The sequence below is a fragment of the Streptomyces sp. NPDC058008 genome, assembly GCF_042886395.1.
Taxonomy (GTDB): domain Bacteria; phylum Actinomycetota; class Actinomycetes; order Streptomycetales; family Streptomycetaceae; genus Streptomyces.
The window spans coordinates 55,530-74,971 of the sequence record NZ_JBHVQX010000032.1; the positions used below are offsets into that span (position 1 = coordinate 55,530).

General features: G+C 70.4%; 16 protein-coding genes. 15 read left to right on the forward strand and 1 reads right to left on the reverse strand.

The window, feature by feature from the left end:
* The first annotated feature begins 27 nt into the window (after positions 1-27).
* Complete coding sequence (mptB, locus tag ACFVS9_RS27405; RefSeq protein ID WP_389936371.1) at positions 28-1,503, forward strand: polyprenol phosphomannose-dependent alpha 1,6 mannosyltransferase MptB; 1,476 nt, start codon at positions 28-30, stop codon at positions 1,501-1,503.
* Positions 1,504-1,594: 91 nt separating this feature from the next.
* Here mptB and ACFVS9_RS27410 read toward each other — a convergent pair whose 3' ends face one another.
* On the reverse strand, positions 1,595-2,428 hold the full coding sequence (locus ACFVS9_RS27410) for a C40 family peptidase (protein WP_383115903.1): 834 nt from the start codon (positions 2,426-2,428) through the stop codon (positions 1,595-1,597).
* A gap of 929 nt (positions 2,429-3,357) precedes the next feature.
* On the opposite strand from ACFVS9_RS27410, the gene ACFVS9_RS27415 reads away from it, so the two are divergent.
* Genes ACFVS9_RS27415 through nuoN form a run of 14 tightly spaced genes read left to right on the forward strand, consistent with a single transcriptional unit; the run spans position 3,358 to position 19,394 of the window.
* The gene (locus ACFVS9_RS27415; protein WP_003992243.1) at positions 3,358-3,717 is read left to right on the forward strand and encodes an NADH-quinone oxidoreductase subunit A; all 360 of its coding nucleotides are present in this window, start codon (positions 3,358-3,360) and stop codon (positions 3,715-3,717) included.
* 18 nt (positions 3,718-3,735) lie between these two features.
* Positions 3,736-4,290: an NADH-quinone oxidoreductase subunit B family protein gene (locus ACFVS9_RS27420; RefSeq protein WP_014154689.1), complete on the forward strand. Its 555-nt coding sequence runs from the start codon at positions 3,736-3,738 to the stop codon at positions 4,288-4,290.
* Complete coding sequence (locus ACFVS9_RS27425) at positions 4,287-5,015, forward strand: NADH-quinone oxidoreductase subunit C (protein WP_383115902.1); 729 nt, start codon at positions 4,287-4,289, stop codon at positions 5,013-5,015. The genes ACFVS9_RS27420 and ACFVS9_RS27425 overlap by 4 nt, the downstream gene beginning before the upstream one ends.
* A complete protein-coding gene (locus tag ACFVS9_RS27430) occupies positions 5,015-6,337 on the forward strand; it encodes an NADH-quinone oxidoreductase subunit D (protein ID WP_389936375.1) in 1,323 nt (440 codons plus the stop codon). Before ACFVS9_RS27425 ends, ACFVS9_RS27430 begins: the two co-directional genes overlap by 1 nt.
* A gap of 29 nt (positions 6,338-6,366) precedes the next feature.
* Positions 6,367-7,206, forward strand: coding sequence for an NADH-quinone oxidoreductase subunit NuoE (gene nuoE, locus ACFVS9_RS27435; RefSeq protein WP_389936377.1), 840 nt, complete (start codon positions 6,367-6,369; stop codon positions 7,204-7,206).
* The gene (gene nuoF / locus ACFVS9_RS27440; protein ID WP_389936380.1) at positions 7,206-8,579 is read left to right on the forward strand and encodes an NADH-quinone oxidoreductase subunit NuoF; all 1,374 of its coding nucleotides are present in this window, start codon (positions 7,206-7,208) and stop codon (positions 8,577-8,579) included. The genes nuoE and nuoF overlap by 1 nt, the downstream gene beginning before the upstream one ends.
* The gene (locus tag ACFVS9_RS27445; protein ID WP_389936383.1) at positions 8,576-11,083 is read left to right on the forward strand and encodes an NADH-quinone oxidoreductase subunit G; all 2,508 of its coding nucleotides are present in this window, start codon (positions 8,576-8,578) and stop codon (positions 11,081-11,083) included. The genes nuoF and ACFVS9_RS27445 overlap by 4 nt, the downstream gene beginning before the upstream one ends.
* On the forward strand, positions 11,080-12,513 hold the full coding sequence (nuoH, locus tag ACFVS9_RS27450; protein ID WP_383115898.1) for an NADH-quinone oxidoreductase subunit NuoH: 1,434 nt from the start codon (positions 11,080-11,082) through the stop codon (positions 12,511-12,513). The genes ACFVS9_RS27445 and nuoH overlap by 4 nt, the downstream gene beginning before the upstream one ends.
* Positions 12,506-13,102, forward strand: a complete 597-nt coding sequence (nuoI, locus tag ACFVS9_RS27455) for an NADH-quinone oxidoreductase subunit NuoI (protein WP_389936387.1) — start codon at positions 12,506-12,508, stop codon at positions 13,100-13,102. The genes nuoH and nuoI overlap by 8 nt, the downstream gene beginning before the upstream one ends.
* The gene (locus tag ACFVS9_RS27460) at positions 13,099-13,953 is read left to right on the forward strand and encodes an NADH-quinone oxidoreductase subunit J (protein ID WP_383115896.1); all 855 of its coding nucleotides are present in this window, start codon (positions 13,099-13,101) and stop codon (positions 13,951-13,953) included. The genes nuoI and ACFVS9_RS27460 overlap by 4 nt, the downstream gene beginning before the upstream one ends.
* The gene (gene nuoK / locus ACFVS9_RS27465) at positions 13,950-14,249 is read left to right on the forward strand and encodes an NADH-quinone oxidoreductase subunit NuoK (protein WP_099173920.1); all 300 of its coding nucleotides are present in this window, start codon (positions 13,950-13,952) and stop codon (positions 14,247-14,249) included. The genes ACFVS9_RS27460 and nuoK overlap by 4 nt, the downstream gene beginning before the upstream one ends.
* Positions 14,250-14,261: 12 nt before the next feature.
* A complete protein-coding gene (nuoL, locus tag ACFVS9_RS27470; RefSeq protein ID WP_389936390.1) occupies positions 14,262-16,157 on the forward strand; it encodes an NADH-quinone oxidoreductase subunit L in 1,896 nt (631 codons plus the stop codon).
* Positions 16,158-16,161: 4 nt separating this feature from the next.
* Positions 16,162-17,733 carry an NADH-quinone oxidoreductase subunit M gene (locus ACFVS9_RS27475; protein ID WP_383115894.1) on the forward strand — a complete coding sequence of 524 codons (1,572 nt, stop codon included), beginning with the start codon at positions 16,162-16,164 and terminating at the stop codon, positions 17,731-17,733.
* Positions 17,730-19,394, forward strand: a complete 1,665-nt coding sequence (nuoN, locus tag ACFVS9_RS27480) for an NADH-quinone oxidoreductase subunit NuoN (protein ID WP_389936393.1) — start codon at positions 17,730-17,732, stop codon at positions 19,392-19,394. Before ACFVS9_RS27475 ends, nuoN begins: the two co-directional genes overlap by 4 nt.
* Positions 19,395-19,442: the final 48 nt, after the last annotated feature.

Here is a 19,442-nt window from a genome sequence, read left to right on the forward strand (position 1 = left end):
CGGTGCCCCCTGCGATAGGTTCGGGCCATGGGGGCTACACGCGCATGGACCGCCACCGGCTGCCGGAGGCTCGGCACGGCCGGATCGGCCGGGGTCGCGCTGGGCGGCTGGGCCGTCGGCACGCTGCCGGCCCACGACCCGTGGGGTCTGTGGGTCCCGCACGGCACCGCCGTGAGCGCCGTGGGCCACGCACTGGCCTACGGCGGACTGACGGTGCTCGTCGTCGCCTGGTGGCTGTACGGCAGGACGGGCGCCTCCGTACGGGACACCCTCGTCACCCTCGCGTGGTGGACCGCCCCGATGGTCCTCGCGCCCCCGCTCCACAGCGCCGACGTCTACAGCTACATCGCGCAGGGCGCCATGGTCCTCGAAGGACACGACGTCTACAGCGCGGGACCGTCCGTCCTCGACCCCGGCGGGCCGGGCGGCGACGCGGCGGCGAGCGTCGGCGGGCACTGGACCGACACCCCCGCCCCGTACGGGCCGTTCTTCCTCGTGCTCGCGCGTGGGGTCGCCTGGGCGACCGGCGGCACGATCGTGCCCGCCGTGCTGGGGATGCGCCTGATCGCCCTCGCCGCCCTGGTGCTGATCGTGTGGGCGCTGCGCGGCCTGGCCCGGGAGCACGGCCGCAGCGAGAGCGCCGCCCTCCGGCTCGGCGCGCTGAATCCGCTGCTGCTCGTCCACGTGGTGGGCGGCGTCCACAACGACGGACTGATGACCGGCCTCATGCTGGCCGGTGTGCTGCTCGCGCTGCGCGGCAGGTGGGTCACCGGGTCGGCGGTCGTCGGGCTCGCCGTGATGGTGAAGTCACCTGCCGCGGTGGCGCTGCTGTTCATCGGCGTCCTCGTGGGCCGGGCCGCGGACGGCCCGGCCGTACGGCGGGTGGCGAAGGGTCTGCTGGCGCCCGGACTGGTCGCGGGGGCGGTCGCCGCCGGCGCGACGCTCCTGGCGGGCACCGGCTTCGGCTGGCTCGGGACCCAGGGCGTCGCGGGGCGCATCCACACCGCGCTGTCCCTCAGCAGCGACCTCGGTCTGGGCCTCGGCCACCTCCTGCGGCTGCTGGCCGGCACGGATCCGGATCCGGTCAAGGCCGCCGTGCAGAACCTGGGCCTGCTGGTCGCCCTCGTCCTGATCGCGCGCCTCGCCTGGCACGCCACGACCGGCCGTACGGAACCCGTGCGCGCCCTGGGCCTCGCCCTGCTGGCCCTGGTCGCGCTCTCGCCGATGGTGCAGCCGTGGTACCTGCTGTGGGCGACGGCGGTGCTCGCCGCCACCGCGAGCGGCGGCCGGGCCGTGGGCGCGGTGACGGTGCTCTCGGCGGCGCTCGTGTACGAGACGCAGCCCTCGGGTTCGACCCCGCCCTACGGCTTCGTGCTCGCGGCCCTCGCGTGCGCGGCGGGCGTGCTCCTGCTGCGCCGGGAGGCCCGGGAGCGGGAACAGGTGCCGCAGCAGCGCGGCCCGGCGGACGCGGCCGTGGAAGCGGGGACGCCCACCGCACGATGACGGGCCGTCACTCCGGAGGGTGGAGTGACGGCCCGCTGCCGTGCTCGGGTGTGCGGGGTCCGCGGACCGGGGGGCCGGCGGAGCTTGTGAATCAGAGAACGCGGACGGCGCCCGACGGCGGGTCGTAGTCCAGGGACTTCTGCACGACGCCGGTGCTGGAGTTCTGCGCGCCGACGAACTGGCCGCCGCCCACGTAGATGCCGACGTGGTACGCGCTGCCCGCACCGCCCCAGTACAGGATGTCGCCGGGCTGGAGGTTGTCGAGCGAGACCTGGGTCCCGGCCGTCGACTGGCTCTGCGAGACGCGCGGAAGGTCGACGCCCACCGTGCGGAAGGCGGCCTGGACCAGGCCCGAGCAGTCCCACGAGTTCGGGCCGGTGCCGCCCGAGACGTACGCGTCGCCGACCTGGGCCTGCGCGAACGCGACGACGGACGCGGCGGAGCCGGTGGCGCTCGACGACGTCGAGGTGGCGGACGCGGTGGAGGACGAGGAGCCGGAGGAGCCCGAGGACGCGCTGAGCGTGGTGCGCTCGGCGGTGCGGGAGGCGCGCTCGGCGGCCTCCGCCTTCGCCTTGGCGGCGGCTTCGGCCTTCTTCTCGGCCTCGGCCTTGCGGACCGCCTCGGCCTTGGCCTTCTTGGCGGTCTTGGCGGCGGTGGTGGCCGCGGCGTCCTCCTGCGCCCGCGTCGAGAGGTCGAGGGCGACCGCCTGGGTCGCCTCGGCGGAGGCGGCGACGGACGTGGAGAGGCCGGCCGTGATGGTGGGCATCTCGATGGTCCGGGTCACCGGCTCGGCCTGGGCCGGGCCGGCGGCACCCGCGACCGCGATGGTGCTGAGGACGCCACCGGCAACTCCTGCCCGCAGCGCCGTCTTCGAGGCACTCTGGCGGGGCTTCCGGTGGCTGGGTATGTGAGCGGTGTGGGACATGGGTACTAGCGCTATCAGGGCTGTAGGGGTCCCATCAAGAAACGTGTGTTGCGACACAGTTACGTTCGGAATCTGTGAATCCGCTTATCTCGGGCCTTTATTGACGCCTTAGCGGTCAAAACGGGCACCTCTCCGCACGGCTGTGATCACGGCGTTCGTTCAATAGGTCCGAATTGCCCGTCACTTACCATCCGTTCACACGGTTGGCCAAGCCCGCTTCTCCTGGAGCGCGGGTGAGGTGGTGCAGGTCACAGCATGATGCTCCGGTGAGAGGCAACCACGCGGACGTGCGCCGCGTGCGGGGCGAGGCCGGCCGCCCTCCGCCGACGACCTGACCCATTGGGGCGTCATGTCCGTTTCCGTGGCCGCCCGTCGGTGGGCCGGCGCCCGGCCGTGTCGGCGCCCGGCCGTGCCGGCGCCGCGTCCGGGTGGAGCGGTCCGGGCGGCACCCTCCCGTCCGCCCGGACGCGGCCGCGCACCGGACCTCCCCGCCGTCCGCCCGGAAGATCGTGAATCCGTGCGCAATGTCCACATCGGTACCGGAGGACCCCCGTCCGAGTGGCCCCCGACTGCGGCCGATCGCTATATCACCCCTAGGGTGTCCATCGCCAATTTGCTTGTACAGGCTGTCTATTGATAGTGCCAGGCGCCTTTGACCAGCGGTAACGCCGCAAGATGTCACGTCTCGTAACCGCGCGGCCGCTTCGCGTGTGAAGATCACCGCTCATCCGACTTCATGATCGTTCGTCAGGTGGTGGAGATCACAAAGACGTTGCTGTACCCCGTGTCGCAGATCACAGGACGGCAGGCATAGGATGCGGGGCAGTCGGGCTTGTGAACTGCCTCACATGTGCACGATCTTGATGAGGTGGCGAGCCGGTCGCCCGATGCGGTCCAACGGTCAAGGACGACTGGAAGGAGCGAGGAGCGTGAATGCCTACGCGCCCATCCTCGTGCTCGGCGCCCTCGGGGCAGGGTTTGCGATCTTCTCCGTGGTCATGGCCACGCTTATCGGCCCCAAGCGGTACAACCGGGCAAAGCTCGAAGCGTACGAGTGCGGTATCGAACCCACACCCACGCCGGCCGGAGGCGGCCGCTTCCCCATCAAGTACTACCTGACGGCGATGCTGTTCATCGTCTTCGACATCGAGATCGTCTTCCTCTATCCCTGGGCGGTCACCTTCGACGCCCTGGGGATCTTCGGGCTCGTGGAGATGCTGCTCTTCGTGCTCACCGTCTTCGTCGCCTACGCGTATGTGTGGCGCCGGGGCGGCCTGGAATGGGACTGAGGGGCTGAGGGGCACACCATGGGACTCGAAGAGAAGCTGCCGAGCGGCTTCGTACTGACCACTGTCGAACAGGCCGCGGGCTGGGTGCGGAAGTCCTCCGTCTTCCCCGCCACCTTCGGCCTCGCCTGCTGCGCCATCGAGATGATGACGACCGGCGCCGGGCGGTACGACCTGGCCCGTTTCGGGATGGAGGTCTTCCGCGGATCGCCGCGGCAGGCGGACCTGATGATCGTCGCGGGACGGGTGAGCCAGAAGATGGCGCCCGTCCTGCGGCAGGTCTACGACCAGATGCCCAGCCCCAAGTGGGTGATCTCCATGGGGGTTTGCGCGTCATCGGGTGGAATGTTCAATAATTACGCCATTGTTCAGGGTGTTGATCATATTGTCCCGGTCGACATCTATCTTCCGGGATGCCCGCCGCGTCCCGAGATGCTGATCGACGCCATCCTCAAGCTCCACCAGAAGATCCAGGGCTCCAAGCTCGGGGTCAACGCGGAGGAGGCCGCCCGCGAGGCGGAGGAGGCTGCGCTCAAGGCACTCCCCCTGATCGAGATGAAGGGGCTGCTCCGGTGAGCGACGAGAAGAACGGCAACGGCGAGCAGAACGGCTCGGCGGTACCCGGCCCGCGCGACGACACCGGTGAGGTCATCGGCGTACGCAAGGGGATGTTCGGCGCGAACAACGGCGGCGACACCTCCGGCTACGGCGGACTCGTCCGCACCGTGTCCCTCCCGGGCGCGGCCTCGCGCCCCTACGGCGGCTGGTTCGACGAGGTGGCCGACGAGCTGGAGGGGGCCCTGGAGGAGCAGGACCTGGCCCCCGCCGGCGCCATCGAGAAGACGGTCGTCGACCGGGGCGAACTCACCTTCCACATCGCCCGCGAGCACCTGGTCCAGGTCGCCCGCACCCTGCGCGACGACCCCGCCCTGCGCTTCGAGCTCTGCACGGGCGTCAACGGGGTCCACTACCTGGGCGACGAGGGGCGCGAGCTGCACGCGGTCTACCACCTGCGCTCGCTCACCCACGGCAGGCTGATCCGCCTGGAGGTGTCCGTCCCGGACAGCGACCCGCACATCCCGTCCCTCGTCGCGGTCTACCCGGCCAACGACTGGCACGAGCGTGAGACCTACGACTTCTTCGGGCTGGTCTTCGACGGGCACCCCGCCCTGACCCGGATCATGATGCCGGACGACTGGCAGGGCTTCCCGCAGCGCAAGGACTACCCGCTCGGCGGCATCGCCGTCGAGTACAAGGGCGCCCAGATCCCGGCTCCGGACCAGCGGAGGTCGTACAGCTGATGACTACTCCCCACGCAACGCCCAGGGCCACGACCGAGGGGACTGTGTACACAGTCACCGGCGGCGACTGGGACGAGGTCGTCGAGTCCGCCGCCAAGGCGGACGACGAACGCATCATCGTGAACATGGGCCCCCAGCACCCCTCCACGCACGGCGTGCTGCGGCTCATCCTGGAGATCGACGGCGAGACCGTCACCGAGGCCCGCTGCGGCATCGGCTACCTCCACACCGGCATCGAGAAGAACCTCGAATTCCGGAACTGGACCCAGGGCACCACCTTCGTGACCCGCATGGACTACCTGACCCCGTTCTTCAACGAGGCGGCGTACTGCCTCGGGGTCGAGAAGCTCCTCGGCATCGAGGACCAGATCCCCGACCGGGCCACCGTCCTGCGCGTGCTCCTGATGGAGCTCAACCGGATCTCCTCGCACCTGGTGTGCATCGCCACCGGCGGCATGGAGCTCGGCGCCACGACGATCATGATCTACGGGTTCCGCGACCGTGAACTCGTCCTCGACCTCTTCGAGCTGATCACCGGCCTCCGGATGAACCACGCGTTCATCCGGCCCGGCGGCCTCGCCCAGGACCTTCCCATGGGCGCGATCGACCGGCTCCGCGAGTTCGTGAAGACCATGAAGAAGAACCTGCCGGAGTACGACAAGCTCGCCACCGGCAACCCCATCTTCAAGGCCCGCATGCAGGACGTCGGATACCTCGACCTGACCGGCTGCATGGCGCTCGGCGCCACCGGCCCGATCCTCAGGTCCGCCGGCCTCCCGCACGACCTGCGCAAGACCGACCCGTACTGCGGCTACGAGACCTACGACTTCGAGGTGCCCACCGCGGACACCTGCGACGCCTACGGACGCTTCCTCATCCGGCTGGAGGAGATGCGCCAGTCGCTCAGGATCGTCGAGCAGTGCCTGGAACGGCTGGAGCCGGGCCCGGTCATGGTCGCCGACAAGAAGATCGCCTGGCCCGCGCAGCTCGCGCTGGGACCCGACGGGCTCGGCAACTCGCTCGACCACATCAAGAAGATCATGGGCACCTCCATGGAGGCCCTGATCCACCACTTCAAGCTGGTGACCGAGGGCTTCCGGGTCCCGGCCGGGCAGGCGTACACCGCCCTGGAGTCCCCCAAGGGCGAACTCGGCGTGCACGTCGTCTCGGACGGCGGCACGCGCCCCTTCCGGGTCCACTTCCGCGACCCGTCCTTCACCAACCTCCAGGCCATGGCGGCGATGTGCGAGGGCGGCCAGGTCGCCGACGTCATCGTCGCCGTCGCGTCCATCGACCCCGTGATGGGAGGCGTCGACCGGTGACCGCGTCCAACCGAGAAGTCAGCCTGGGGATGCCGCAGCTCCCCGCCCCCGCCTACCCGGCCGAGGTGCTCGCCAAGCTGGAGGCCGAGGCGAAGGAGGTGATCGCCCGCTACCCCGGCAGCCGCTCCGCGCTGCTGCCGCTGCTGCACCTGGTGCAGGCCGAGGAGGGGTTCGTCTCCCGCACGGGCATGGCGTTCTGCGCCGAGCAGCTGGGCCTCACCACCGCCGAGGTCACCGCGGTCGCCACCTTCTACACGATGTACCGCCGCCGGCCGGGCGGTGACTACCAGGTCGGGGTCTGCACCAACACCCTGTGCGCGGTCATGGGCGGCGACGCCATCTTCGACCGGCTCAAGGAACACCTGGGCGTCGGCAACGACGAGACCACCGAGGACGGCAAGGTCACCCTCGAACACATCGAGTGCAACGCGGCCTGCGACTTCGCACCCGTCGTGATGGTCAACTGGGAGTTCTTCGACAACCAGACGCCCCAGAGCGCGACACGGCTCGTCGACGACCTGATCGCCGGCCGGACCGTGGAGCCCACCCGCGGCGCTCCCCTCTGCACGTACAAGGAGACGGCCCGCATCCTGGCCGGCTTCCCCGACACCCGCCCCGGCGCGGTCGGGGCGAGCGGCGGAGCGGGCGCGGCCTCCCTGGTCGGGCTCAGGCTCGCCCGGGGCGAGGCCGCCGCCCCGGCGCGCGTGGTCGGACCCAGGGACGGGGCACCCGAGGGCGCCTCACCCCAGGACGCGCAGACCCACGACCCGTCACCGGCCGAGCACCTGAGCTCGCACGACGCACCGCAGAAGACGTCGGCCTCCGACCCGGAGCACCCGGCCGGACCTGCCGCCGAGGAGGGGGAGTGATGACCTTGGCAGCCGAGATCGACCAGAACGGGACGAGCCCCGAGAAGCTCCTGGCCCCGGTCCTCTCCTCCTTCTGGGACGAGCCGGAGTCCTGGACGCTGGAGACCTACCGCCGCCACGACGGATACGAGGGCCTGCGCAAGGCCCTGGCCATGCCGCCCGACGACCTCATCGCGTACGTCAAGGACTCGGGTCTGCGCGGACGCGGGGGCGCGGGCTTCCCCACCGGGATGAAGTGGCAGTTCATCCCGCAGGGCGACGGCAAGCCGCACTACCTCGTGGTCAACGCCGACGAGTCGGAGCCCGGGACCTGCAAGGACATCCCGCTCCTCTTCGCGAACCCGCACAGCCTCATCGAGGGCATCGTGATCGCCTGCTACGCGATCCGCTCCTCGCACGCCTTCATCTATCTGCGCGGCGAGGTCGTCCCCGTACTGCGGCGGCTGCACGAGGCCGTGCGCGAGGCGTACGAGGCGGGCTACCTCGGGAAGGACGCCCTCGGCTCCGGGCTCGACCTCGAACTCACCGTGCACGCGGGCGCCGGCGCCTACATCTGCGGTGAGGAGACGGCGCTGCTCGACTCGCTCGAAGGACGCCGCGGCCAGCCCCGGCTGCGGCCCCCCTTCCCCGCGGTCGCCGGTCTGTACGCCTGCCCCACCGTCGTGAACAACGTCGAGTCCATCGCCTCGGTCCCCGCGATCCTGCACCGGGGCAAGGACTGGTTCAAGTCGATGGGCAGCGAGAAGTCCCCGGGCTTCACGCTGTACTCGCTCAGCGGACACGTCACCAGCCCCGGCCAGTACGAGGCCCCGCTCGGCATCACCCTGCGCCAGCTGCTCGACATGAGCGGCGGCATCCGGGCCGGGCACCGCCTCAAGTTCTGGACACCCGGGGGCTCCTCGACCCCGATGTTCACCGAAGAACACCTCGACGTGCCCCTCGACTACGAGGGCGTCGGCGCCGCCGGATCCATGCTCGGCACCAAGGCGCTCCAGTGCTTCGACGAGACCACCTGCGTGGTCCGGGCCGTCACCCGCTGGACCGAGTTCTACGCCCACGAGTCCTGCGGCAAGTGCACGCCGTGCCGCGAGGGCACCTACTGGCTGGTCCAGCTGCTCCGCGACATCGAGGCGGGCAAGGGACAGATGGCTGACCTCGACAAGCTCAACGACATCGCCGACAACATAAACGGCAAGTCGTTCTGCGCCCTCGGGGACGGTGCCGCCTCCCCGATCTTCTCCTCGCTGAAGTTCTTCCGCGAGGAGTACGAGCAGCACATCACCGGCAGGGGCTGCCCCTTCGATCCCGCCAGGTCGACCCTCTGGGCCGACGACGAAGACGACACGAACGCTCACCGGGGGGTGAACGCATGACAGTCACCACGAGTGCGCCCTCCGGGGGCGGCGAGGCGGCCGTTCCGCCCGAGGACCTCGTCACGCTCACGATCGACGGCATCGAGATCAGCGTGCCCAAGGGCACCCTCGTCATCCGCGCCGCCGAACTCCTCGGCATCGAGATCCCGCGCTTCTGCGACCACCCGCTCCTCGACCCGGCCGGCGCCTGCCGGCAGTGCATCGTCGAGGTCGAGGGCCAGCGCAAGCCGATGGCGTCCTGCACCATCACGTGCACCGACGGCATGGTCGTGAAGTCCCAGATCACCTCGCCCGTCGCGGAGAAGGCCCAGAAGGGGGTGATGGAGCTCCTGCTCATCAACCACCCGCTGGACTGCCCGGTCTGCGACAAGGGCGGCGAGTGCCCCCTGCAGAACCAGGCGATGTCGCACGGCGGCGCCGACTCCCGCTTCGACGGGAAGAAGCGCACCTTCGAGAAGCCCGTCCCCATCTCCGCCCAGGTGCTGCTGGACCGCGAGCGGTGCGTGCTCTGCGCCCGCTGCACCCGGTTCTCCAACCAGGTCGCGGGCGACCCGATGATCGAGCTGATCGAGCGCGGCGCGCTCCAGCAGGTCGGCACCGGCGAGGGCGACCCCTTCGAGTCGTACTTCTCCGGCAACACCATCCAGATCTGCCCGGTCGGGGCGCTCACCTCGGCGGCGTACCGCTTCCGGTCCCGGCCCTTCGACCTGGTGTCGGCCCCCTCGGTGTGCGAGCACTGCGCGGGCGGCTGCGCGACCCGGACCGACCACCGGCGCGGCAAGGTCATGCGGCGGCTCGCCGCCAACGACCCCGAGGTCAACGAGGAGTGGCTCTGCGACAAGGGCCGCTTCGGCTTCCGCTACGCCCAGCAGCGCGACCGGCTCACCACTCCGCTGGTCCGCAGCGCCGAGGGCGTGCTGGAGCCGGCGAGCTGGCCCGAGGCGCTGGAAGCCGCGGCCGCCGGGCTGTCGGCGGCGCGCGGCAGGACAGGGGTGCTCACCGGAGGCCGGCTGACCGTCGAGGACGCCTACGCGTACAGCAAGTTCGCGCGGGTCGCCCTCGACACCAACGACATCGACTTCCGGGCCCGGGTCCACAGCGCCGAGGAGTCCGACTTCCTCGCCGCGCGGGTGGCCGGGCGCGGCCGGGACCTGGACGGCAGCGGAGTCACGTACACCGCGCTGGAGCAGGCACCGGCGGTCCTGCTGGCCGGCTTCGAGTCCGAGGAGGAGGCGCCCGGCGTCTTCCTGCGGCTCCGCAAGGCCCACCGCAAGCACGGGCAGCGGACGTTCGCGCTCGCCTCGCACACCAGCCGCGGCCTGGAGAAGGCGGGCGGCACGCTGCTCCCCGCCGCACCCGGCACCGAGACCGAATGGCTGGACGCCCTGGCGGGCGGGGTCGGCCTGGAGGGCGAGGGAGCCGTCGCGGCCGAGGCGCTGCGCGGCGAGGGCTCCGTGATCGTGGTGGGTGAGCGGCTCGCCGCGGTCCCCGGCGGGTTCACCGCGGCCCTGCGCACGGCCGCCGCCACCGGCGCCGCACTGGTGTGGATCCCGCGCCGGGCCGGCGAACGCGGTGCGCTGGAGGCGGGCGCGCTCCCGTCCCTGCTGCCCGGCGGCCGTCCCGCGACGGACCCCCGGGCCAGGGAGGAGGTGGCGTCCGTCTGGGGCGTCGCCGAGCTCCCCACCCGCTTCGGCCGCGACACCGGCCAGATCCTGGAGGCCGCGGCCACCGGTGAACTGGCCGCGCTGCTGGTCGCGGGCGTCGACCCCGAGGACCTGCCCGACCCGGCGGCGGCGCTGCGCGCGCTGGACGAGGCCGGCTTCCTGGTCTCCCTGGAACTGCGTCCGGGCGCGGTCACCGAGCGGGCGGACGTGGTCCTGCCCGTCGCGGCCGTCGCGGAGAAGCCCGGCACCTTCCTCAACTGGGAGGGCAGGGCCCGCATGTTCGAGGCCGCGCTGAAGCCCGAACAGCTGCCGAGGACGCTCTGCCCGACGGACGCGCGGGTGCTGCACATGCTGGCCGACGCGCTCGACGTACGCCTGGCACTGCCCGATCCGAGGGCGGTCCGCCGCGAACTCGACCGCCTCGGCGGCTGGCAGGGCGGCCACGCCGACGACCCGCGGGTGACGTCCAACCCGGTGCCCAGGCCCGGTGACGGCGAGGCGGTCCTCGCGGGCCACCGGATGCTGCTCGACCGGGGCAGGCTCCAGGAGGGCGACGAGGCGCTGGCCGGTACCCGGCACGCGGCCGTCGCCCGGCTCTCCCCGGCCACCGCGGCCGAGTCCGGGGTGAAGGACGGCGACCTGCTGGCCGTCACCGGCCCCGCCGGCACCACCGAACTCCCCCTGACCGTCACCGAGATGCCGGACCGCGTGGTGTGGGTGCCGCTCAACTCCGTCGGCCGGGGCGTCCCCGCCGACACCGGCGCCCGGCCGGGCGGACTGGTCCGGATCGGTCCGGCCGCCCCGGGCTCCCACGTCGTGACTACGGAGGTAGGAGAGTGACCGGCCTCGAACGGCTCGCCGCCGCGCCGCGGAACACGGTCCTGGCAGCCGAGGACCTCTCGATGTTCGGCACGGACCCCTGGTGGCTCGTCGTCGTCAAGGCGGTGTTCTGCTTCGCGTTCCTGATGGTGACCGTGCTCTTCTCCATCGTGTGGGAGCGCAAGGTCGTCGCCTGGATGCAGCTGCGCATCGGCCCCAACCGGCACGGCCCTTGGGGCATGCTCCAGTCGCTCGCCGACGGCATCAAGCTGATGCTGAAGGAGGACGTCGTCGTCAAGCGGGCCGACAAGGTCGTCTACATCCTGGCCCCGGTCGTGGCCGCCGCCCCGGCGTTCATGGCCATCGCGGTGATCCCGTTCGGCCCGGCCGACAACCAGGTGTCGATCTTCGGCCACCGCACGACGATGCAGCTGACCGACCTGCCGATCGCGATGCTGTACATCCTCGCGGTCGCCTCGGTCGGCATCTACGGCATCGTGCTGGCCGGCTGGTCCTCCGGATCGACGTACCCGCTGCTCGGCGGTCTGCGCTCCTGCGCCCAGATGATCAGCTACGAGATCGCCATGGGCGCCGCGTTCGCCTCGGTGTTCCTCTACTCCGGCTCGATGTCGACCTCGGAGATCGTGGCGGCCCAGGAGGACCGCTGGTTCGTCCTGCTGCTGCCGGTCTCCTTCATCATCTACATCATCACGATGGTCGGGGAGACCAACCGCGCCCCGTTCGACATGCCGGAGTCCGAGGGCGACCTCGTCGGCGGGTTCAACACCGAGTACTCCTCGATCAAGTTCGCGATGTTCATGCTCGCCGAGTACGTCAACATGGTCACCGTCTCCGCGGTCTCCGTCACCCTGTTCCTGGGCGGCTGGCGGGCCCCGTACCCGGTCAGCACCTTCTGGGAGGGCGCGAACCAGGGCTGGTGGCCGATGCTCTGGTTCGTCATCAAGGTGCAGCTGCTCCTCTTCTTCTTCATCTGGCTGCGCGGCACGCTTCCCCGCGTCCGCTACGACCAGCTGATGAAGCTCGGCTGGAAGGTCCTGATCCCGGTCTCCGTGGTCTGGCTGATGCTGGTCGCCACCGTCCGCGCGCTGAACAACGAGGGCTACGACTACGCGCGGATCCTGCTGTACGTGGCGGGGGCCGTGATCGCCGTCCTGCTGATCTCGTTCGTCGCCGACATCCTCCGGGACCGCAGGACCAGGGCCGCCGAGGAGGCGGCCGGGCCGGAGCCGGCGTTCGACCCGATGGCCGGCGGGTACCCCGTGCCCCCGCTGCCGGGCCAGAGCCTGCCGCCGGTGCCGCGCCGCAGGCCGCGACGCGAGCGCGAGCTCGTGGGCAGCGGCGGGCCCGACCCCCGGAGTGACGACCCCGTAGGTGCCGGAAGTCCGAGCGCCGGAAGTTCGAGTGACGGAAGGGAGGCCGACGGTGTCTGAGTCATCGGAACCCTCCGGGGAGAAGTTCCAGAACCCCGTGGCCGGCTTCGGCGTGACCTTCAAGGCCATGTTCAAGAAGCGGCTGACCGAGCAGTACCCGGAGACGCGGAAGGTCACCGCCCCGCGCTTCCACGGCCGGCACCAGCTCAACCGTCACCCCGACGGGCTGGAGAAGTGCATCGGGTGCGAGCTCTGCGCCTGGGCGTGTCCGGCGGACGCGATCTACGTCGAGGGCGCGGACAACACGGAAGAGGAGCGCTACTCCCCGGGGGAGCGCTACGGCCGCGTGTACCAGATCAACTACGCGCGCTGCATCCTGTGCGGGCTCTGCATCGAGGCGTGCCCCACCCGGGCACTGACGATGACCAACGACTTCGAGCTCGCCAACACCACCCGCGAGAGCCTCATCTACACCAAGGACGAGCTGCTCGCGGGACTCGAGGAAGGCATGGTCGACAGCCCGCACGCGATCTTCCCCGGCATGGACGAACAGGACTACTACCGGGGCCTGGTGACCGAGGCCGCTCCCGGCACGGAGCGCCAGGTCGCCGTGTCCAAGGGAGAGACGGACAAGGAGGTGGACGCGTGACGACCCCCCTGGCCGCGGCGGCCACCCTCACCTCGACCGGCGAGGCCGTGCAGTTCTGGATCCTCGGCACGGTCGCCGTCATCGGCGCGCTCTCCACCGTCCTGATGAAGAAGGCGGTGCACAGCGCGCTGTCGCTGGCCGGCACCATGATCGTGCTGGCGGTCTTCTACCTCGCCAACGGGGCGTACTTCCTGGGCATCGTCCAGGTCGTCGTCTACACCGGCGCGATCATGATGCTGTTCCTCTTCGTCGTCATGCTCGTCGGCGTCACCGCGGCGGACTCGCTGAAGGAGACGCTCAAGGGCCAGCGCTGGCTGGCCGCCGCGTGCGGACTCGGCTTCGGCATCCTGCTGATCGCCGGCATCGGACAGGCGTCCCTGACGTCCTTCAACGGCCTCGGGGCGGCGAACACCGCGCACGGCGGGAACGTCGAGGGCCTCGCCAACCTCATCTTCACCAAGTACGTCTTCGCGTTCGAGATCACCGGCGCCCTGCTGATCACGGCGACCGTCGGCGCGATGCTGCTGACGCACCGCGAGCGCACCGAACGCGCCAAGACCCAGCGGGAGATGTCGCAGGAGCGGGTGCGCGGCAGCCATCTGCCACCGCTCCCGGCCCCCGGTGTCTACGCCCGGCACAACGCCGTGGACATCGCGGGACTGCTCCCGGACGGCACCCCGTCCGAGCTCACCGTCATGCAGACGCTGCGCCGGCGCGGCCAGATCCGCGACGTGTCCGACGAGTCGCTCGCCGATCTCAAGGCGCTGGAACAGCGCTCCGGGGAGCGGCTCGGCCGCGACCGCGGACCAGTCCGTGACTCTGCGGAAGAAGAGGAGGAGGTCGCCAAGTGAATCCGGTCAACTACCTCTACCTCGCGGCCCTTTTGTTCACGATCGGCGCCTCCGGCGTGCTGATCAGGCGGAACGCGATCGTGGTGTTCATGTGCATCGAGCTGATGCTCAACGCCTGCAACCTCACGCTCGTCGCGTTCTCCCGCATGCACGGCAACCTCGACGGCCAGATCATCGCCTTCTTCACGATGGTCGTCGCCGCCGCGGAGGTCGTCATCGGGCTCGCGATCATCGTGTCGCTGTTCCGCTCCCGCCACTCGGCCTCGGTCGACGACGCCAGCCTGATGAAGCTGTAAGGGGTCGGAATCGTGGAAAACCTGATTGCGCTGCTCGTCGCGGCGCCCCTGCTCGGAGCGGTGGTCCTGCTCTGCGGCGGCCGCCGGCTCGACCGGTCCGGACACTGGGCCGGCACGGTGCTCGCCGCCGCGTCGTTCGTCGTCGGCGCCGTGCTGTTCGCCGGCATGCTGGGCAGGAGCGCGGACGACCGCACCCTGCACCAGCACCTGTACAGCTGGATCCCCGTCGAGGGGTTCCAGGCCGACGTGGCCTTCCAGCTCGACCAGCTGTCGATGACGTTCGTCCTGCTGATCACGGGTGTGGGCACGCTCATTCACATCTACTCCATCGGCTACATGGAGCACGACGAGCGGCGACGCCGCTTCTTCGGCTACCTGAACCTCTTCCTCGCGGCGATGCTCCTCCTGGTCATCGCCGACAACTACCTCCTGCTGTACATCGGGTGGGAGGGCGTCGGCCTGGCGTCGTACCTGCTCATCGGCTTCTGGCAGCACAAGCCCAGCGCGGCCACCGCCGCCAAGAAGGCCTTCCTGGTCAACCGGGTCGGCGACATGGGCCTGTCCATCGCGATCATGCTGATGTTCACCACCTTCGGCACCTTCGCCTTCGGACCGGTGCTCACGTCGGCCGGGGACGCCGGCGAGGGCAAGCTCACCGCGATCGGCCTGATGCTGCTCCTCGCCGCCTGCGGCAAGTCGGCCCAGGTGCCGCTCCAGTCCTGGCTCGGTGACGCGATGGAGGGCCCGACCCCGGTCTCGGCCCTGATCCACGCCGCCACCATGGTGACCGCGGGCGTCTACCTCATCGTCCGCTCCGGCGCCATCTTCAACGGCGCGCCCGACGCGCAGCTGGTCGTCGTGGTGGTCGGCGCCGTCACGCTCCTCTTCGGTGCGATCGTCGGTTGCGCGAAGGACGACATCAAGAAGGCCCTCGCCGGGTCGACGATGTCGCAGATCGGCTACATGATCCTCGCCGCGGGCCTCGGCCCCGTCGGCTACGTCTTCGCGATCATGCACCTGGTGACGCACGGCTTCTTCAAGGCCGGGCTCTTCCTCGGCGCCGGCTCGGTCATGCACGGCATGAACGACGAGGTGGACATGCGGAAGTACGGCGGCCTGCGGACGTACATGCCGGTCACCTTCGTCACCTTCGGCCTCGGCTACCTCGCGATCATCGGCTTCCCCGGTCTGTCCGGCTTCTTCTCCAAGGACATGATCATCGAGGCGGCGTTCGCCAAGGGCGGCACCGAGGGCTGGATCCTCGGCTCCGTCACACTGCTGGGCGCCGCGATCACCGCGTTCTACATGACGCGCGTGATGCTGCTGACGTTCTTCGGCGAGAAGCGCTGGCAGCCGGACGCCGAGGGCCACGAGCCGCACCCGCACGAGTCGCCGAAGTCCATGACGATCCCGATGATCGTGCTGGCCTTCGGGTCGGTCTTCGCCGGAGGCTTCTTCTCCATCGGAGACCGCTTCCTGCACTGGCTGGAGCCCGTCACCGGACACGACCACGGGCACGCCCCGGTCAGCGCGACCACCGTCACGGCCGCCACCATGGTGGTGCTCGTCGTCGGGGTCGCCATCGCCTGGGCCATGTACGGGCGCAGGCCCGTCCCCGCCGTCGCCCCGCGCGGCTCCCTGCTCACCAGGGCGGCCCGCCGGGACCTCCTCCAGGACGACTTCAACCACGTGGTCCTGGTGCGCGGCGGCGAACACCTCACCCGCTCCCTGGTCTACGTCGACCACACCCTGGTCGACGGAGTCGTCAACGGCACGGCCGCCTCGATGGGCGGGCTCTCCGGCCGGCTGCGCAAGCTGCAGAACGGCTACGCCCGCTCCTACGCGGTCTCGATGTTCGGCGGTGCGGTGGTCCTCATCGCCGCGACCCTGCTGATGAGGGCGGTCTGATCCCATGTCCTTTCCCCTCCTGACAGCGACGGCGGCGCTCCCGGCGATCGGCGCGATCGCCACCGCCGCGGTCCCCGCCGCCCGGCGCACAGCCGCCAAGTGGCTCGCCCTGGCCGTCTCGCTGGCCACGCTCGTCCTGGCCGGCATCGTGTTCGCCCGCTTCGAGCCGGGCGGTGACCGCTACCAGCTCACCGAATCGCACGCCTGGATCAAGGACTTCGGCGTCCGCTACGAACTGGGCGTCGACGGCATCGGGGTGGCGCTCCTCGCGCTCACCGCGCTGCTGATCCCCTTCGTCGTCCTGGCGGGCTGGCACGACGCCGACCCCCTGGAGACGAACTCCTCCCGGTGGCGGCCGACCCAGGGCTTCTTCGCCCTGATCCTGATGGTCGAAGCGATGGTGATCCTCTCCTTCACGGCCACCGACGTCTTCCTCTTCTACATCCTCTTCGAAGCCATGCTCATCCCGATGTACTTCCTCATCGGCGGCTTCGGGGACCGGGCGCACTCCGGCAGCGACGAGAACGCCGCCGCGCAGCGCAGCTACGCCGCGGTGAAGTTCCTCCTCTACAACCTGGCCGGCGGGCTCATCATGCTGGCCGCCGTCATCGGGCTCTACGTCGTCGCGGGGAGCTTCTCGCTCTCGGAGATCGCCGAGGCGCGGGCCAACGGATCGCTGGACATGTCGGCCACCACCGAGCGGTGGCTGTTCCTCGGGTTCTTCTTCGCCTTCGCGGTGAAGGCCCCGCTGTGGCCGCTGCACACCTGGCTGCCCAACGCCATGGGGGAGGCCACCACACCGGTGGCCGTCCTGATCACCGCGGTCGTCGACAAGGTCGGCACCTTCGCGATGCTCCGCTTCTGCCTCCAGCTGTTCCCGGAGGCCAGCAAGTGGGCGACCCCGGTCATCCTCGTCCTGGCGCTGATCTCCATCGTCTACGGCGCCCTGCTCGCCGTCGGCCAGCGCGACATCAAGCGGCTCATCGCCTACGCGTCGATCTCGCACTTCGGCTTCATCGTGCTCGGCATCTTCGCGATGACCAGCCAGGGCCAGTCGGGCGCCACGCTCTACATGGTCAACCACGGTCTCTCGACGGCCGCGCTGATGCTGGTCGCCGGATTCCTGATCACCCGGCGCGGTTCGCGGCTCATCGCCGACTACGGCGGGGTGCAGAAGGTGGCCCCGGTCCTGGCCGGGACCTTCCTCATCGGGGGCCTGGCCACCCTCTCGCTGCCCGGCCTCGCCCCGTTCGTCAGTGAGTTCCTCGTCCTGGTCGGCGCGTTCAGCGCGTACCCGGTGGCCGGCGTCATCGCCACTGTCGGCATCGTGCTCGCCGCGCTCTACGTCCTCGTCCTCTACCAGCGGACGATGACGGGACCGGTCAGGGAGGGGATCGGGGGCATGCCCGACCTCAAGGTCCGTGAGCTCGCGGTCGCCCTTCCGCTGATCGCCCTGCTGATCTTCCTCGGCGTCTTCCCGAAGCCGCTCACCGAGGTCGTCAACCCGGCGGTGCAGCACACCATGCAGGACGTACAGAAGCAGGACCCCCAGCCCGAGGTGGAGGCCGCCAAGTGAGCGCAACAGCTGTCCACAGCCTGTGGACGACGGCGGGCGAGGTGACATCGGCGGCCCCGGGCGACAGGTTCACCGCGCCGACCATCGAGTACGCCCAACTCGCACCCGTCCTGATCGTGGTCGGGGCCGCGGTCCTCGGGATCCTGGTGGAGGCCTTCGTTCCGCGACGTGCCCGCTACACCACCCAGGTGTTCCTGACGGTCGTCGCCATCGCCGCCGCGTTCGCCGCGGTGGTGGGCCTGGCCGCCGACGGGTACGCCACGGAGAACGCGCACATCGCGGCGATGGGGGCGGTGGCCGTCGACGGCCCGGCCCTGTTCCTCCAGGGCACCATCCTGCTCGTCTCCATGGTCTCCGTCTTCACGTTCGCCGAGCGGCGCCTCGACCCGGCCGCGCACGGCAACCGGGTGGACTCCTTCGCCGCCCAGGCGGGGGCGGTACCCGGCAGCGACGGGGAGAAGGCCGCGGTCAAGGCCGGATTCACCACGACCGAGGTCTTCCCGCTGGCCCTCTTCTCCGTGGCGGGCATGCTCGTCTTCCCGGCGGCCAACGACCTCCTGACGCTCTTCATCGCGCTGGAGGTCTTCTCCCTCCCGCTCTACCTCCTCTGCGCCGTCGCCCGCCGCAAGCGGCTGATGTCGCAGGAGGCCGCGGTGAAGTACTTCCTGCTGGGCGCCTTCTCCTCGGCCTTCCTGCTCTTCGGGATCGCCCTGCTCTACGGCTACGCGGGCACCGTCTCCTACGCGGGCATCGCCAACGTGGTCGACGGCTCCGTCCAGCAGATCGACCCGGCGCTCGCCGACACCATGGGCAACGACGCGCTGCTGCTGATCGGCGGGGCGATGATCCTCATGGGCCTGCTCTTCAAGGTCGGCGCCGTCCCCTTCCACATGTGGACCCCGGACGTCTACCAGGGAGCCCCGACCCCGGTCACCGGCTTCATGGCCGCGGCCACCAAGGTCGCCGCCTTCGGCGCGCTGCTGCGCCTGCTGTACGTGGTGCTGCCCGGCCTCACCTGGGACCTGCGCCCCGTCATGTGGGCCGTCGCGATCGTCACGATGCTGGGCGGGGCGGTCGTCGCGATCACCCAGACCGACATCAAACGGCTGCTGGCCTACTCCTCGATCGCGCACGCGGGCTTCATCCTCGCGGGCGTCATCGCGGCCAGCCCGGACGGCGTCTCCTCGGTCCTCTTCTACCTCGGCGTGTACTCCTTCGTGACCGTCGGCGCGTTCGCCGTCGTCACCCTGGTGCGCGACGCCGGGGGCGAGGCGACCCATCTGTCGAAGTGGGCCGGACTGGGCCGCCGCTCCCCGCTCACCGCGGCCGTCTTCGCGGTGTTCCTGCTGTCCTTCGCCGGCATCCCGCTCACCTCGGGCTTCTCCGGCAAGTTCGCCGTCTTCAAGGCGGCGGCGGACGGCGGCGCGGGCGGCCTCGTCGTGGTCGGTGTGATCTCGTCGGCCATCGCCGCGTTCTTCTACATCCGCGTCATCGTCCTGATGTTCTTCAGCGAGCCGAAGGCGGACGGCCCCACGGTCGCCGTCCCGTCCCCGCTGACGATGACCACCATCGCGGTCGGAGTCGCCGTGACCCTGGTGCTCGGCCTGGCCCCGCAGTACTTCCTGGACCTGGCGAGCCAGGCGGGCGTGTTCGTGCGGTGACACACGGCAGTACCACGACGACGCCGGACGGGCCTGAAGTCAAGCCCG